Origin of the sequence: Massilia brevitalea (assembly GCF_030711405.1) — a bacterium.
GTDB lineage: Bacteria > Pseudomonadota > Gammaproteobacteria > Burkholderiales > Burkholderiaceae_D > Telluria > Telluria brevitalea.
Map to the genome: position 1 here is coordinate 22,816 of NZ_JAULSI010000033.1, position 13,999 is coordinate 36,814.

12 protein-coding genes and 1 tRNA gene are annotated in these 13,999 nt (G+C 66.4%); 10 read left to right on the forward strand and 3 right to left on the reverse strand.

Going from position 1 to position 13,999, the window contains the following annotated elements; translation table 11 throughout:
* Window positions 1-4 precede the first annotated feature (4 nt).
* Complete coding sequence (gene ada, locus QWL29_RS19340) at window positions 5-1,078, reverse strand: bifunctional DNA-binding transcriptional regulator/O6-methylguanine-DNA methyltransferase Ada (RefSeq protein WP_305824510.1); 1,074 nt, start codon at window positions 1,076-1,078, stop codon at window positions 5-7.
* A 150-nt stretch (window positions 1,079-1,228) separates the two neighbouring features.
* Here ada and hutC point away from each other — a divergent pair, with 150 nt between their 5' ends.
* The 6 genes from hutC to QWL29_RS19370 all read left to right on the forward strand — a co-directional run bounded on the left by hutC (window position 1,229) and on the right by QWL29_RS19370 (window position 6,892).
* On the forward strand, window positions 1,229-1,933 hold the full coding sequence (gene hutC / locus QWL29_RS19345) for a histidine utilization transcriptional repressor HutC (protein ID WP_370663720.1): 705 nt from the start codon (window positions 1,229-1,231) through the stop codon (window positions 1,931-1,933).
* 99 nt (window positions 1,934-2,032) lie between these two features.
* Entirely contained in the window at window positions 2,033-2,431 is a 399-nt protein-coding gene (locus tag QWL29_RS19350; protein ID WP_305824512.1) for a response regulator, read from the forward strand.
* Between the two features lie 224 nt (window positions 2,432-2,655).
* On the forward strand, window positions 2,656-2,982 hold the full coding sequence (gene trxA, locus QWL29_RS19355) for a thioredoxin TrxA (RefSeq protein ID WP_305824513.1): 327 nt from the start codon (window positions 2,656-2,658) through the stop codon (window positions 2,980-2,982).
* Window positions 2,983-3,153: 171 nt separating this feature from the next.
* Window positions 3,154-4,416, forward strand: coding sequence for a transcription termination factor Rho (gene rho / locus QWL29_RS19360; RefSeq protein ID WP_305824514.1), 1,263 nt, complete (start codon window positions 3,154-3,156; stop codon window positions 4,414-4,416).
* A 286-nt stretch (window positions 4,417-4,702) separates the two neighbouring features.
* Complete coding sequence (locus tag QWL29_RS19365) at window positions 4,703-4,972, forward strand: type B 50S ribosomal protein L31 (RefSeq protein WP_305824515.1); 270 nt, start codon at window positions 4,703-4,705, stop codon at window positions 4,970-4,972.
* Between the two features lie 141 nt (window positions 4,973-5,113).
* Window positions 5,114-6,892 carry an ArnT family glycosyltransferase gene (locus tag QWL29_RS19370; protein WP_305824516.1) on the forward strand — a complete coding sequence of 593 codons (1,779 nt, stop codon included), beginning with the start codon at window positions 5,114-5,116 and terminating at the stop codon, window positions 6,890-6,892.
* 65 nt (window positions 6,893-6,957) lie between these two features.
* Here the strand turns inward: QWL29_RS19370 and QWL29_RS19375 are convergent, their stop codons facing one another.
* A complete protein-coding gene (locus tag QWL29_RS19375) occupies window positions 6,958-7,569 on the reverse strand; it encodes an FxDxF family PEP-CTERM protein (protein WP_305824517.1) in 612 nt (203 codons plus the stop codon).
* Between the two features lie 202 nt (window positions 7,570-7,771).
* On the opposite strand from QWL29_RS19375, the gene QWL29_RS19380 reads away from it, so the two are divergent.
* Window positions 7,772-8,233 carry a hypothetical protein gene (locus tag QWL29_RS19380; protein ID WP_305824518.1) on the forward strand — a complete coding sequence of 154 codons (462 nt, stop codon included), beginning with the start codon at window positions 7,772-7,774 and terminating at the stop codon, window positions 8,231-8,233.
* Between the two features lie 81 nt (window positions 8,234-8,314).
* Window positions 8,315-8,399, forward strand: a tRNA-Leu gene (locus QWL29_RS19385).
* A 103-nt stretch (window positions 8,400-8,502) separates the two neighbouring features.
* On the opposite strand, the gene QWL29_RS19390 is transcribed toward QWL29_RS19385, so the two are convergent.
* Window positions 8,503-9,273: a substrate-binding periplasmic protein gene (locus QWL29_RS19390; RefSeq protein ID WP_305824519.1), complete on the reverse strand. Its 771-nt coding sequence runs from the start codon at window positions 9,271-9,273 to the stop codon at window positions 8,503-8,505.
* A gap of 250 nt (window positions 9,274-9,523) precedes the next feature.
* Here QWL29_RS19390 and QWL29_RS19395 point away from each other — a divergent pair, with 250 nt between their 5' ends.
* Both QWL29_RS19395 and QWL29_RS19400 read left to right on the forward strand, forming a co-directional pair.
* Window positions 9,524-12,898, forward strand: a complete 3,375-nt coding sequence (locus QWL29_RS19395; RefSeq protein WP_305824520.1) for an MHYT domain-containing protein — start codon at window positions 9,524-9,526, stop codon at window positions 12,896-12,898.
* Complete coding sequence (locus QWL29_RS19400) at window positions 12,895-13,917, forward strand: response regulator (protein ID WP_305824521.1); 1,023 nt, start codon at window positions 12,895-12,897, stop codon at window positions 13,915-13,917. The genes QWL29_RS19395 and QWL29_RS19400 overlap by 4 nt, the downstream gene beginning before the upstream one ends.
* Window positions 13,918-13,999: the final 82 nt, after the last annotated feature.

Consider the following 13,999-nt stretch of genomic DNA (forward strand, 5'->3'; position numbering starts at 1 on the left):
ACGATCAGGCGTCGTTCTTCTCGCGCTCGATCAAGGCGCGTTTCCGCTCGATGCCCCAGCGATAGCCCGACAAGCCGCCATCGTTGCGCACCACCCGATGGCAGGGAATCGCCACCGCCACCGGATTCGCGGCGCAGGCCCCGGCTACCGCACGCGCCGCGGCGGGCGACCCGATGCGCTGCGCCAGCTCGGTATAACTCACCGTCGCCCCGGCCGGAATCGCGCGCAGCGCATCCCACACGCGCTGCTGGAAGGCGGTGCCGCGCACGTCGAGCGGCAAGTCCAGGCCCAGGCGCGGCGCTTCCACGAAGCCCACCACCAGCGCCACGGTGCGCTCGAACTCCGCATCGGCGCCGACCAGCCGCGCCTTTGGAAAGCGGTCCTGCAGGTCGTGCACCAGGACCTCGGGATCGTCGCCCATCAGGATTGCGCAGATGCCCTGCCCGGTGCTGGCGACCAGGATCGCGCCGAGTGAACACTGCGCCACCGCGAAGCGGATCTCCTCGCCCGCGCCGCCGCTGCGAAAGCGCGCCGGCGCCATGCCCAGCATCGCATCGGCTCCCGCATAAAAGCGCGAACTGGAGTTGAAGCCGGCCGCATACAGCGCATCGGTGACCGGGGCGCCGTGGGCCAGGCCTGCACGCACGCGCGCCGCCCGCACCGCGGCCGCATAGGCTTTCGGCGTCACCCCGGCCTGCGCCTTGAACACGCGGTGAAAGTGGAAGCGGCTCATGCCGGCGCTGGCTGCGAGCGCGCCCAGGCTGGGTTCTTCTTCGCCCGATTCGATCAGGCGGCAGGCCGCGGCCACCAGTTGCGCCTGGCGCTCGGCCAGCGGCGGCAGGTCAGGACGGCAGCGCAGGCAGGACCGGAAGCCCGCGCGCTCGGCCGCCTCGCATGTAGGGTGGAAGGCGACGTTCTCGCGCCGCGCCGGCCGTGCGCCGCAAGAGGGCCGGCAATACACGCCGGTCGTGCGCACCGAGTAATAGAAGGCGCCGTCGGCGGCGCGCTCGCGGCGCTGCACGGCGTCCCAGCGCGCTGCGTCGCTGGCATAGTCATACAGAATGGTGTCGGTCTTCATGGCGGCTCCTGCCAGGCTGAATGTCCCTATCGTGGCGCCTGCTCCACACGCGCGCACTCCGGCTCTTGCTTTCGAATTGCGATGCTAGAATCGCGGCTGTCGGCAGCCATCATTATCGCCCCACCGGAGAGCAGTTTGAACGAACAGAGCGTGCAAGCGAGTACCCCCATTTTCCAGCGCATCAAGGATTACCTGGTCGGCGAGATCGCGTCGGGCCGCTGGAAAGAGGGCGAGCTCGTGCCCTCGGAGCAGGCGCTGGTGCGCCAGTTCGGGGTCTCGCGCATGACGGTCAACCGCGCCGTGCGCGAACTCACCGCCGAGCAGGTGCTCACCCGGCGCCAGGGTTCGGGCACCTATGTGGCGCCGCAAAAATACCAGGCTACCCTGGTCGAGATCCGGAATATCGCCGACGAAGTGCGCGCGCGCGGCCACCGCCACCGCAGCAGCCTGCACCTGCTGGCGTCTGCGCCGGCGGGCGAGGCGCTGGCGCTGCAGTTCGGCCTGGCGCCGGACGCTCCCCTGTACCACTCGCTGATCGTCCACTTCGAGAACGAGGTGCCGATCCAGCTCGAAGACCGCTGGGTGAACCCGGCCTGCGCGCCGGACTACCTGGCCCAGGACTTCAATGCCATCACGCCCAACGAGCACCTGGTGGCGGTCGCGCCGCTGCAGGGCGCCACCTGGGCCATCGAGTCGCTGGCTGCGCCGCGCGACGTGGCCGAGCTGCTGGCGATCGAGGCGAAAAGCCCGTGCCTGGTGCTCAAGCGCAAGACCACGTCGGGCGGGCGCGTGGCATCCATCGTCACGATGTGGCATCCAGGCAACCTGTACCAGTTCACGGGCAGCGTGGGCTGAACGCGACGCCTGGAAGGATTTTTTCGGGCGGCATGTCCCACGCATGCCGCTTCTCGACCATAATTCCCTTCCAGTCAATATTCTTCCGGAACCAGTCGTATGAACGGTGACACCGTAGCCAGCCCAGTCCAGCCGCCGCGCGTGCTGGTGCTCGACGATGACTGCTTCATGCTGGAAGTGCTCACCGACATGCTGGGACAGGTGGGCGTGCGTGAAGTGTTTGCCGAGGCTAGTACCCGCCGCGCCCTGTCCACACTGGAAGAACGTAGTCCCGATACCCTGATCTGCGACCTGGCCCTGCCCGACATGGACGGCATCGAGTTCCTGCAGGCCGCCGCCGCGCGCGGTTTCAATGGCCGCGTGATCCTGCTCTCGGGCATGGATGCGGGGGTGCGCGATGCCGCCGGCGAGCTGGCGCGGGTGCTTGGCCTGCGCGTTGCAGGCACCTTCCGCAAGCCTATCGGACTGGAGCAATTGCGCTCGGCCGTCACGTGTTAAGATTTGTACAAACGTCCGAACACTTTTTGGGAAAATGCGGTATTATTCGGCCTAAATCCCCCGCCTGACGTCCTCTTGACGCCCTTCCAATATTGAGTTTGCGCACATTGTCTCCACCATTGTGTTGCAACCAGTTTTATAAATAAACGGAAGCCGGATGAATTGCCGAGGAATCGGCACAGTCTCCAGGCGTACATTGATCCTTACCTCTATTTGAGGAAAACATGAGCGAAAACATTAAACACATCAGCGATGCTTCTTTCGAAACCGACGTGATCAAATCCGAGCGTCCGGTCCTGGTCGATTTCTGGGCCGAGTGGTGCGGTCCGTGCAAGATGATCGCCCCGATCCTCGAAGAAGTCGCGAAAGAATACGGCGACAAGATCACGATCGCAAAGATGGACGTCGACGCCAACCAGGCCGTGCCGGCCCAGTTCGGTATCCGTGGCATCCCGACCCTGATCCTGTTCAAGAACGGCGAGCCGGCCGCACAGAAAGTCGGCGCCATGGCCAAGGGCCAGCTGACGGCTTTCATCGACAGCAACATCTGATCGAGCGCTCACGCAAGGTTTCATCGAGCGTCTAGTTGAGCGGCGGCAGCGCGCCCGCACTGCCGCCATTAATCCAGATGGGTAGCCCGCCGATTCCGGCCGCGACCCTACATTGACCCACGTAGTCCCCTCCCCTACCTTTACTTTCCCGTCACGGGACACCCACATAACATGCACTTATCTGAACTGAAGGCAATGCACGTCTCCGCCCTTCTGGAGATGGCAATCAGCCTCGACATCGACAACGCAGCGCGCCTGCGCAAACAAGAACTGATGTTCGCCATCCTGAAGAAGCGCGCCAAGCAAGGCGAGCAGATCTTCGGCGACGGCGCACTCGAAGTCCTGCCCGACGGCTTCGGCTTCCTGCGTTCGCCCGATGCGAGCTACATGGCCTCGACCGACGACATCTACATCTCGCCGTCGCAGATCCGCCGCTTCAACCTGCATACGGGTGACTCGATCGAAGGCGAAGTGCGCACCCCGAAAGACGGCGAGCGCTACTTTGCCCTGGTAAAGGTGGACAAGGTCAACGGCGAATCGCCGGAAGCCTCGAAGCACCGCATCCTGTTTGAAAACCTGACGCCGCTGCACCCGAACGAGCCGCTGCGCCTCGAGCGCGACATGAACGGCGCCGAGAACATCACCGGCCGTATCGTCGACCTGATCGCGCCGATCGGCAAGGGCCAGCGCGGCCTGCTGGTGGCCTCGCCAAAGTCGGGTAAATCGGTGCTGCTGCAGCACATCGCCCACGCGATCACCGCGAACCACCCGGACGTGACCCTGATCGTCCTGCTGATCGACGAACGTCCTGAAGAAGTCACGGAAATGCAGCGCTCGGTGCGCGGCGAAGTCGTCGCCTCGACCTTCGACGAACCGGCCACCCGCCACGTGCAGGTTGCCGAGATGGTGCTGGAAAAAGCCAAGCGCCTGGTCGAAATGAAGAAGGACGTCGTGATCCTGCTGGACTCGATCACCCGCCTGGCGCGCGCCTACAACACCGTGATCCCGGCATCGGGCAAGGTCCTGACCGGCGGTGTGGATGCGAACGCGCTGCAGCGTCCGAAGCGTTTCTTCGGCGCCGCACGTAACGTCGAGGAAGGCGGCTCGCTGACCATTGTCGCCACCGCGCTGATCGAAACCGGCTCGCGCATGGACGACGTGATCTACGAGGAATTCAAGGGCACCGGCAACATGGAAGTCCACCTCGAGCGCCGCCTGGCCGAGAAGCGTGTGTATCCGGCAATCAACCTGAACAAGTCGGGCACCCGCCGCGAGGAACTGCTGATCAAGCCGGACCAGCTGCAGAAGATCTGGATCCTGCGCAAGCTGCTGTACTCGATGGACGAGATCGAAGCGATGGAGTTCATCCTCGACAAGATGCGTGCGACGAAGACCAACGTGGAATTCTTCGACATGATGCGCCGCGGCGGTTAATACCTGCCAAAAACATCATGAAAGGCGGCTTCGGCCGCCTTTTTTTATTGGAAACCACGCGGCGTATTCAGCACCACGATCCGTAGCGACCGTACGGTTGGCACCTCGGCCACAAATCCGTAGCTGCAGCGCCGCCACTCCCGCCCCGCGCTTGCCTCGACTACAGGACCGTTCTATAATCGTGGGTTCAGTATTTCCACCCCTGGCAAGTGAGCGGCAATCGGGTCAAGAAGCAGCGAGACCGACGAAGTGCTGTTTGGCTACCAAACTAAACCAAGGCAAAACCATGAAGACCGATATCCATCCAGATTACCGCGAAGTCCTGTTCCACGACGTGTCGTGCGACTTCAAATTCGTGACCCGTTCGACCATCGCTACCCGCGAAACGATGACCCACGAAGGCAAGGAATACCCGCTGATCAAGATCGAGGTGTCCGCTGAATCGCACCCGTTCTACACCGGTAAGCACAAGATCGTCGACACCGCTGGCCGCGTCGAGAAGTTCCGCCAGAAGTTCGGCTCGGTCGGTTCGAAGACTGCGGTCGCGAACGGCTAAGCAACAGAGCAATACAATCTTCGGAGCGTTCCCTGGAGCGCTGCGCGGAATACGAGAAGAAGCCGGTTTCCGGCTTCTTTTTTTTCGTCTTTTCCAATGCCGCTATACTAGCGCGACATTCATTTCGCAACAGATTGATCGATGAAACCAGTCCGTCTCCCCGCCGCCGCCACGCTGGCCCTGCCGCGCTGGGCGCTGTTTGCGCTCGGCATGCTGTATATCCTGCCGGGCCTGATCGGCCGCGACCCGTGGAAGGATGACGCCGGCAGCTTCGGCATCATGTGGACGATGGCGCGCGGCGGCCTGCACGACTGGCTGTACCCGAATATCGCCGGCCTGGCCGTCAACGACGAAGGCCCGCTCGCCTTCTGGCTGGGCGCCATCTGCATCAAGCTGTTCGGCTGGCTGCTGGGCGACGTGCTGGCCGCGCGCGTCTCGAACATCGGCATCTTTGTCCTCGGCACCATGTCGCTCTGGTACACGGCCTTCCACCTGGGGCGCCGTCCCGAAGCCCAGCCGCTGCGCCTGGCCTTCGGCGGCCAGCCCGAGCCCGACGACTACGGCCGCACCTTGGCCGATACCGCGGTACTGGTCTACCTGGGCTCGCTCGGCCTGCTGCTGCTCAGCCACGAAACCCTGTCCGTCACCCTGCAGGGCTCGCTGATCGCCTATTTCCTGTACCGCGCGGTACGCTACATCGAGGGCGCCAGCGTGCGCAATGCCGTACTGGTCGGCCTGGCGCTGGGCGCCCTGGTCCTGAGCCGCGGCCCGCTGTCGCCGGTTGCGCTGCTGGCCGCGCTGTTCCTCGGCACCCGCTTCTTCCGCCTGCCGCCGGCCACCTCGCTGCGCCACCTGGCGCTGGCCGCCGGCGTGGCCCTGCTGCTGAGCCTGGTGTGGATCCTGCCGGCAAGCATCGTCCAGCCTTACAGCCAGTCGCCGATTCCGGACTGGCTGGCCTGGAACGCGTCCGAACTGAGCCTGCCGAACTGGGCCTCGATCAGCGCCTTCTTCCGCGTGGGCGTCTGGTTCTTCTGGCCGGCCTGGCCGTTTGCCGGCTGGGCCATCTGGGCCTGGCGCCGCCAGCAGAACATGCTGCACATCGTGCTGCCCCTGACCTTCCTCGGCGCCCTGACCGTGGTGATCCTGTGCGACCCGACGCCGGAAAACGGCGACCTGCTCAAGCTGCTGCCGCTGCTGGCCCTGATGGCCGCCTTCGGCTTGCCGACCATGAAGCGCGGCGCCATCAACGCCATCGACTGGTTCTCGGTGATGGCGCTGACCACCCTCGCCGCCCTGATCTGGCTGTTCTGGATCGCCAAGCTGAGCGGCTGGCCGGCCAAGCTGGCGCATAACGCGCTCAAGCTGGTGCCAGGCTTCAAGCCCGAATTCGGCATCGTCTCCTTTCTGGTGGCGGCCAGCGTGACAATTGGCTGGATCCTGCTGGTGCGCTGGCGCGTGTCGCGCCAGCCGGCAGTGCTGTGGCGCGCCGTGGTGCTGTCGTCGAGCGGCCTGATCCTGTTGTGGGTGCTCCTGATGACGCTGTTCCTGCCGGACCTGAACTACCGCCGCAGCTACGCCGGCGTGGCCCAGGCGATTGCCGCCAAGCTGCCGCCCGGCGCCAACTGCATCGACACGAACGTCGGCTCGGCCCAGCGTGCCTCGTTCGCCTACTTCGGCCGCCTGCCGTTTGCCGGCGTCGAAGGCGGGCAATGCGATTACGTGCTGCTGCAGGACAGCGTCAAGACGCGCGACAAGGCGGACGACCAATCCGGCGACGAGGCGGACAACGAGGCCAACAACAAGGCCAGGGCAAAGCGCGCCCTGGCGCGCCGCTGGGCCACGAGCGGCGCCACGCTGCTGTGGGAAGGCCGCCGCGCCTCGGACCGCGACGAGCGCTTCCGCCTGTATCGCCGACGCTGAGCCCTGGCGCTGAGCCGGCCGCGCCGGCAGCCGGCACGCCAGCGCTCCAGGACCGCCCTCCGGGTTTACCCGCAGGGCGGTTTTTCCATGGCGCGCCGCGGCCCGCGCCGGCGCGCCAGCGCCCCCGCCGCCAGCCCCGTCAGCAGCAGCGCAAAGGCCGGCGCTTCGGGCACGGGCGACACCGCCAGGTCGGCGCCGAAGCTGCCGCCGCCGCTGCCCAGCACCCGCCCGTCGACCCGCACCGCGTAGGCCCCGGTCGGCAAGTCGTAGGCCGCCAGCGACCAGGAGTCCGGGGCCTCGTCGCCGAAGCCGGTCCCGTCAATGCCGGCCACGACCGGGCCGATGACCGCCAGGGTGGCCGGATCGTAGCGGTACAGGCTGAAGGCGACGATGTCGAGGTCCTTGCCCAGCGGCGAATTCAGGAACGAGGACGTTACCGAGGCTGCCGCATCGAAAGGCAGCCCGCTGACGCTGAAGGTGAACAGCTCGGTAAAGGCGCGGCCGGATTCGGCGGCCGTGAAACCGTCGCCGAACCATGCATTGAAGCCGCCGGCGCCGGCGCCGTCGCCGATGACGGCAACAGGCGTACTGCGCGCGATGGTCTGCGCCGCGGCCTGGGGAGCGGCGCACACGGCGCCCGCCAGCAAGGCGGCGAACACCAGAGGGGTCTTGTTCATATCGTTTCCATTGGCAATGGTTGTCGACGCGGCGCGACGGAATGCCCGCGCCGCCACCTCATGCTTTGAGTAGCTACCGGGGGCGGACGTTTGCTTTTGAACGTCCCCGTCCTTGAGTCAGCTCAATCCGGGACCATATACGGGGCAGACAATGGCAGGCAGTGCCGTCGCCATCCGGCGTTCGCACCATGGAGGAAACAACATGAAAAGCGTAATGTTTTCGGAAGTCATGCCCGCGCCGCGCCGCCCCGGCCTGCTGCGCACGCTCTCCCCGCTCACGGCCTATGGCCTGACGCTGGCCATCGGCATGCCGCTGCTGGTCGTCGCCATGCACCTGCTCGCCCCCACTGCGCCCCTGGCCTACATCGTGCTGCCGGTACTGGCCGGCCTGGTCCTGCCCCTGTGCGCGCATGCCCCGGGGCGCCTGGAAGTCAGCACCCGCTTCGACGCCTGTCACATGGCCAGCACCCTCGACGCCACCCTCGATTCGCTCGGCTACGCACGGGGCAAGTCCGCACCTGGCCTGCTGCGTTACGTAAAAACCGCGCGGCCGACCTGGCGCAACCGGGCGCACAACGTGAACGTCCGGGTCCATGCCCATGCGCTGGAAGTGATCGGCCCGGTGCCGGTGCTGCGCGCACTGCAAAAGGCGCTGGCCGGCTAACCGTCGGTTTGCCGCCGCCTCTGCTGTAAACTGGCCAGCAATAGAATCGGTGTGCTAATATGCGGCCTCGTTGTGTGCAAGGCCTCTGTGGCGGAATTGGTAGACGCACTTGACTCAAAATCAAGCGCCGTAAGGCGTGCCGGTTCGATTCCGGCCGGAGGCACCAGCACAACACCATGACATGACAAAACCGCGTTTCCTTGTAGAGGACGCGGTTTTTTGTTTTCCGACCCCGGTACAAGCGCCATCGCTGCACTGGCTCCTCAGGTTTACTTGCTTGCCGCCGGCGTCCAGCGGTCGTAGCTGCGCTCGATCCGCTTCAGCGTCCCATCGCGCTCGAGCGCCACAAACGCGGCGTTCAGGCGTGCAATCACCGCATCCGGCACGCCCCGGTTACAGGCCAGGAACACGTCCTGCCGGCTGAATGCAAACACCGGCACGATCTTGCCCTTCCAGCCGTTCTGTTCCAGCACCGTGCTTTCGCGCCGCAGCGAAGCGGCCCACAGGTCGATCCGCCCCAGCAGCAGTTTTTGTGGATTGAGCAGGTCATGTGGGGCGGTGTCGACGGTGAAGCCGCGGCTGCGCAGGTAGTCGTCGCGGGCGTCGCCGTAATAGGTGCCGATCCGGTAGGGCAGCGCATCCTCCAGTGTCCTGATTGCCATGCGGCGGTCGGCACGCGCCATCAGCACCCACTGTGCACTGTCGGTCGGGCCTACCCACTTGAACAGGGCTTCGCGCTCGGGCGTGCGGGTGGTTGAATAAACACATGCGTCAGCGCGTTCGCGGGCGGCGGCGTAGGCGCGCTTCCAGGGCAGCGTTTCGATGATGTAGGTCACGCCGGCGCGCGCCATGGCTGCGCGCACCTTGTCAGTGGCAATGCCGACAACCCGGCCGCCGGCATCGCGCATGCTCGAAGGCGCGGCCTCCTCGGTGGCGATGTAAAGGCTGCCGGCAAGCTGCGCTGCCGGAGCGGCGCGTGTCGGCATGGAGGCGAACATGAGCAGACAGGCGACGCCTGCCGTGATGAGTCCGATTCGCATGGTCTTGCCCTCCCTGGTACGCCGCCGGTGATCAAATAAGCTGATAGGACAGGTCATCCATGCAATAAGCATACCGCAAGGAACTAGGTCAAAGCGAACGCTCGCATGCATGGTCGCAAGCACGCTACACATGCGATAGCAGCATTATAAGTTTTCCGCATAAAACCAAGACTTTCCATACGGAAAGTGTCATAATTTTGTACGCCCGCCGTTTCTGTTTTTACTGATTTAAGGTTTCCCGAAAGACGCCATGCAGCTTTTCACCCTGCCCGATGACCCGTCGCTGCTCAGCTACGGCATCCACGATACCAAGCTCGTGCTGCTGTCGCTGCTTGTGGCGATCTTTTCGTCGTGGATGGGCTTGCAGATCGCGGGCCAGGCCCGCCAGCGCAGCAGCCAGCGCACGGTCTTCCTGCTGACCGGCAGCCTGGCGCTCGGCGCCGGGGTCTGGGCCATGCACTTCATCGGCATGCTCGCCTTTAATCTGTGCACCCAGGTCGTGTATGACCCGATGACCACCATCCTGTCCAGCCTGCCGAGCATCTTCGCCTCGTACGTGGCCCTGAGCCTGATCGCGCGCGAACGGCTCGGCGCCGGCGGCCTGCTGGCCGGCGGCGTGCTGGTCGGCGCCGGCATCGGCGCCATGCACTATGCCGGCATGGAAGGCATGCAGATGGGCCTGGCCCTGCGCTACGACCTGGGCATGTTCCTGCTGTCGATCGTGGTGGCCGTGGTGCTGGCCACGCTGGCGTTGTGGGTGCGCTTCGGGCTGTCGCGCTTTGCGCGCCTGGGCGAAGGCGGGCGCCTGCTGCTGGCCGCCACCGTCATGGGCTGCGCCATCTCGGGCATGCACTACACCGGCATGGCGGCTGCGCGCTTCGTCGGCCGCATCGACCCGAACGCGCCGGCGTCGTCCGACACCACCGCGCTGGCGCTGGGCATTTCCCTGATTACCGTGCTGTTCACCGTGCTGGTGCTGGCCGCCAACGGCCTGCTGCGCTACCGCCGCCTGTACGCCGATCTCTCGCGCAGCGAAGCCTGGATGCGCGCCCTGCTCACCACCACCATCGACGGCGTGATCACGATCGACCGCGAAGGCACCATCCGCGAATTCAATGCCTCGGCCGAGAAGATCTTCGGCTGGCGCCGCGACGAGATCGTCGGCGGCAACGCCGGCCTGCTCCTGCCCGAAGGCGACCAGGCCAGCCGCGCCGGCCTGTTCGGCTACCTGGCCAGCAGCGGCACCCAGGCCGCCCCCGACAACGCCGAAGTCGAGGCCCTGCGCCGCGACGGCAGCCTGGTGCCGATCCGCGTCGCCATCGGCCACGCGCGCCTGGAAGACCAGGAACTGTTCGTCTGCTTCGTCACCGACATCACCGAGCGGCGCGAGATGGTCCAGGCGCTGCGCGCCAGCGAGCAGCAGTTCCGTTCCCTGATCGGCACCATTCCCGGCATCTCCTATCGCAGCCGTTTCGAAGGCACGCACCCGATGGTGTTCATCAGCGACGCCGTCGAGCGCGTGGCCGGCTATCCGGCGCGCGATTTCATCGGCACCTCGCCCGATACCCCACCGCGCCGCTGCTTCGGCGCCCTGATCCACGCCGCCGACCGCGTGCGCGTGTCGGAAGCAATCGAGACCGCGCTCCGCGAAAACCGCCCCTGGCTGGTCGAATACCGCCTGCTGCACGCCGACGGCACGACTCGCTGGCTGTGGGAGAACGGCGCCGCCGTGCGCGACGACGAAGGCAAGCTGGCCTGGCTCGACGGCGTGATCCTCGACATCAGCGAGCGCCGCATGATGGAAGAAGCGCTGCGCGAAGCCAAGGAGAACGCCGAGCAGGCTGCCGCCGCGCGCGCCACCTTTGTCGCCAACATGAGCCACGAGATCCGCACGCCGATGAACGCCATCCTCGGCTTCACCGACGTGCTGCTCGACGGCGAACTGGCGCCGGGACAGCGGCGTCACCTGGATACCGTGCGCAACGCCGGCCGCTCGCTGCTGCGCCTGCTGAACGAGATCCTGGATACCGCCAAGCTGGAAAAAGGCGCGGTCGAACTCGAGATCAACGACTACAACCTGCTCTCGCTGATCGACGAGCTGTCGTCGACGCTGGCCGCCAACGCGCGCGCCAAGGGCCTGCACGTGGACATCCACTACGACCCGGCGCTGCCGACCAATTTGCGCGGCGACGAGCTGCGCATCCGCCAGGTGCTGACCAACCTGCTCGACAACGCGATCAAGTTCACCGCCGCCGGCAGCGTGGTGCTGCGCGCCGAGCCGCAGGGCGACCAGCTGCACTTTTCCGTGAAAGATACCGGCATCGGCATCGCGCCCGAGCGCCTGGACGCGATCTTCGACCCGTTCACCCAGGCCGATGCCTCGATGACGCGCCGCTTCGGCGGCACCGGTCTCGGCACCACGATCAGTAAACAGCTGGTCGAGCTGATGGGCGGGAAGATCTGGGCCGAGAGTACCGTGGGCGAAGGCGCCACCTTCCACGTGCTGCTGCCGCTGGTGGTGGCGCGCTTCGCACCGCAGCAGGCGCGCGTGCGCACCGCCGCCGCCCTGCCGCGCCTGCGCGTGCTGGTAGCCGACGACGTGCCGCAGAACCTGGAGCTGCTGCAGCTGTTGATGGCGCGCCGCGGCCACACCATGACCGGCGCCGCGGATGGCGCCCAGGTGGTGGAACTGGCCGCGCACCAGGACTTCGACCTGATCCTGATGGACTTCCAGATGCCGACCATCGACGGCTTGAGCGCCACGCGCCTGATCCGCGAGCAGGCCGAAGCCGCCGGCCGCCCGCGCGTGCCGGTGATCGCCATGACCGCCAGCGTACTGGCCGAGCACCGCCGCGCCAGCCAGGAAGTCGGGATGGACGGTTTCGCGACCAAGCCGGTCGACTGGTTCACGCTTTCGCACGAGATCGCGCGCGTGCTCGGCATCGGTTCGCACGCGGCGCCGGATGCGCCGGCGGTCGGGCGCCAGGCCTGGAACCGCGTCGGCGGCGTGCACCGCTGGGGCGGCAAGGAAGACGCCTACCTGGAGGCGCTGGCCCACTTCCACGCCCAGCAGGCGCTGCTGCCGCAGTTCCTGCGCGGCTTTGCCGACGCCGCCGACTATCCGTCGCTGCGCATGCTGGCGCACAAGACGCGCGGCGTGGCCGCGAATCTCGGCCTGGAGCTGCTGAGCGACGCGCTCGCCGGGCTGGAAGCGCTGGCCGAAGGCGACAAGGGCCAGCAGCTGGCCGCCAGCGCGCTGCTGCCGGCGGCGCTGGACGCGGTCGATGCCGCCCATGCCGAGGCGCTGGACCTGACCCGCAGCAGCCGCCCGTCCGCCGCCCCTGCGCCGGACGCCGGCGGCGCCACCCTCGACCTGGCGCGCGCACGCCGCGCCGGCGGCCTGCTGCACGATGCGCTGGCGCGCGGCGCGCTCGACGACGCGGCCATGGCCGGCCTGGCCGCGGCGCTGGCCGGCCACCCGGTGGCCGTGCGCGTGACCCAGGTCCAGGCGGCCCTGGCCGACTTCGACTTCGACCTCGCCCAGCAGCAGCTCGACACCGTGCTGATCGCCCTCGAGTCCCTTTCTACCCATGACGATGCAACGCCACAGGAAACGATGCAATGAGCAATAACATCACCCGTCCGCTGATCCTGGCGGTCGACGACGAAGCCAGCAACCTGCAACTGCTGCGCCAGATCCTGCAGGACCATTACCGCCTGCTGTTCGCCAAGGACGGCGCGCGCGCGCTGGAACTGGCGGTCAAGGAGCGCCCCGACCTGGTGCTGCTCGACGTGATGATGCCGGGGATGAGCGGCTACGAAGTCTGCGCCGCGCTGAAGGCGAACCCGATGACGGCGCCGATTCCCGTGGTGTTCGTCACCGCCCTGACCGACACCGCCGACGAGCTGGAAGGCTTCGAGGCCGGCGCCGTCGACTACATCACCAAGCCGATCAGCCCGCCGCTGGTGCGCGCGCGCGTGCGCACCCACCTGTCGCTGGTGCGCACCGAGGAACTGAAGGCCTCGCGCCTGGCGATCGTCCAGCGCCTCGGCCTGGCGGCCGAGTACAAGGACAACGAGACCGGCCTGCACGTGATCCGCATGAGCCATTTCGCGCGCATCCTGGGCCTGGCCGCCGGCATGACCGAAGAGGAAGCCGACGACCTGCTGCACGCCGCGCCGATGCACGACGTCGGCAAGATCGGCATCCCCGACCGCATCCTGCAAAAGGCCGGGCCGCTCGATCCGGACGAATGGAAGATCATGCAGAGCCACGCCACCATCGGCGCCGAGATCATCGGCGAGCACGAAGGCGGCATGCTGAAGCTGGCGCACGACATCGCCATCACCCACCACGAGAAGTACGACGGCAGCGGCTACCCGAACAAGCTGGTTGGCGAGCGCATCCCGCTCGCCGGCCGCATCGTGGCGATTGCCGACGTGTTCGACGCCCTGACCTCGGTGCGCCCCTACAAGCGCGCCTGGAGCGAGGAAGAAGCGGTGGACTACCTGGTGCAGCAAAAGGGCAAGCACTTCGATCCGGCGCTGGTCGATTTGTTCGTGGCCCAGCTGCCGGCAATCCGTACGGTGCGGCTGCGCTGGGCGGAGAAGGTCGAAGCCGAAGCGGAGGCGCAATTCGCGTAAGCGGCTGCGGGCTGCGGGCTCGGGGTTCGGGGTCGGAGGGTGGGCACTTGTGCCCACGCGGTGCGGCGTTTGCGATATCGAA

What these genes read in the sequence shown, in the direction of transcription:
- QWL29_RS19350 (WP_305824512.1), top strand. Translation starts at nt 2,033, where the DNA reads ATGAACGGTGACACCGTAGCCAGCCCAGTCCAGCCGCCGCGCGTGCTG.
- QWL29_RS19390 (WP_305824519.1), bottom strand. Translation starts at nt 9,273, where the DNA reads ATGCGAATCGGACTCATCACGGCAGGCGTCGCCTGTCTGCTCATGTTC.
- QWL29_RS19370 (WP_305824516.1), top strand. Translation starts at nt 5,114, where the DNA reads ATGAAACCAGTCCGTCTCCCCGCCGCCGCCACGCTGGCCCTGCCGCGC.
- ada (WP_305824510.1), bottom strand. Translation starts at nt 1,078, where the DNA reads ATGAAGACCGACACCATTCTGTATGACTATGCCAGCGACGCAGCGCGC.
- QWL29_RS19400 (WP_305824521.1), top strand. Translation starts at nt 12,895, where the DNA reads ATGAGCAATAACATCACCCGTCCGCTGATCCTGGCGGTCGACGACGAA.
- rho (WP_305824514.1), top strand. Translation starts at nt 3,154, where the DNA reads ATGCACTTATCTGAACTGAAGGCAATGCACGTCTCCGCCCTTCTGGAG.
- QWL29_RS19395 (WP_305824520.1), top strand. Translation starts at nt 9,524, where the DNA reads ATGCAGCTTTTCACCCTGCCCGATGACCCGTCGCTGCTCAGCTACGGC.
- QWL29_RS19365 (WP_305824515.1), top strand. Translation starts at nt 4,703, where the DNA reads ATGAAGACCGATATCCATCCAGATTACCGCGAAGTCCTGTTCCACGAC.
- QWL29_RS19375 (WP_305824517.1), bottom strand. Translation starts at nt 7,569, where the DNA reads ATGAACAAGACCCCTCTGGTGTTCGCCGCCTTGCTGGCGGGCGCCGTG.
- trxA (WP_305824513.1), top strand. Translation starts at nt 2,656, where the DNA reads ATGAGCGAAAACATTAAACACATCAGCGATGCTTCTTTCGAAACCGAC.
- QWL29_RS19380 (WP_305824518.1), top strand. Translation starts at nt 7,772, where the DNA reads ATGAAAAGCGTAATGTTTTCGGAAGTCATGCCCGCGCCGCGCCGCCCC.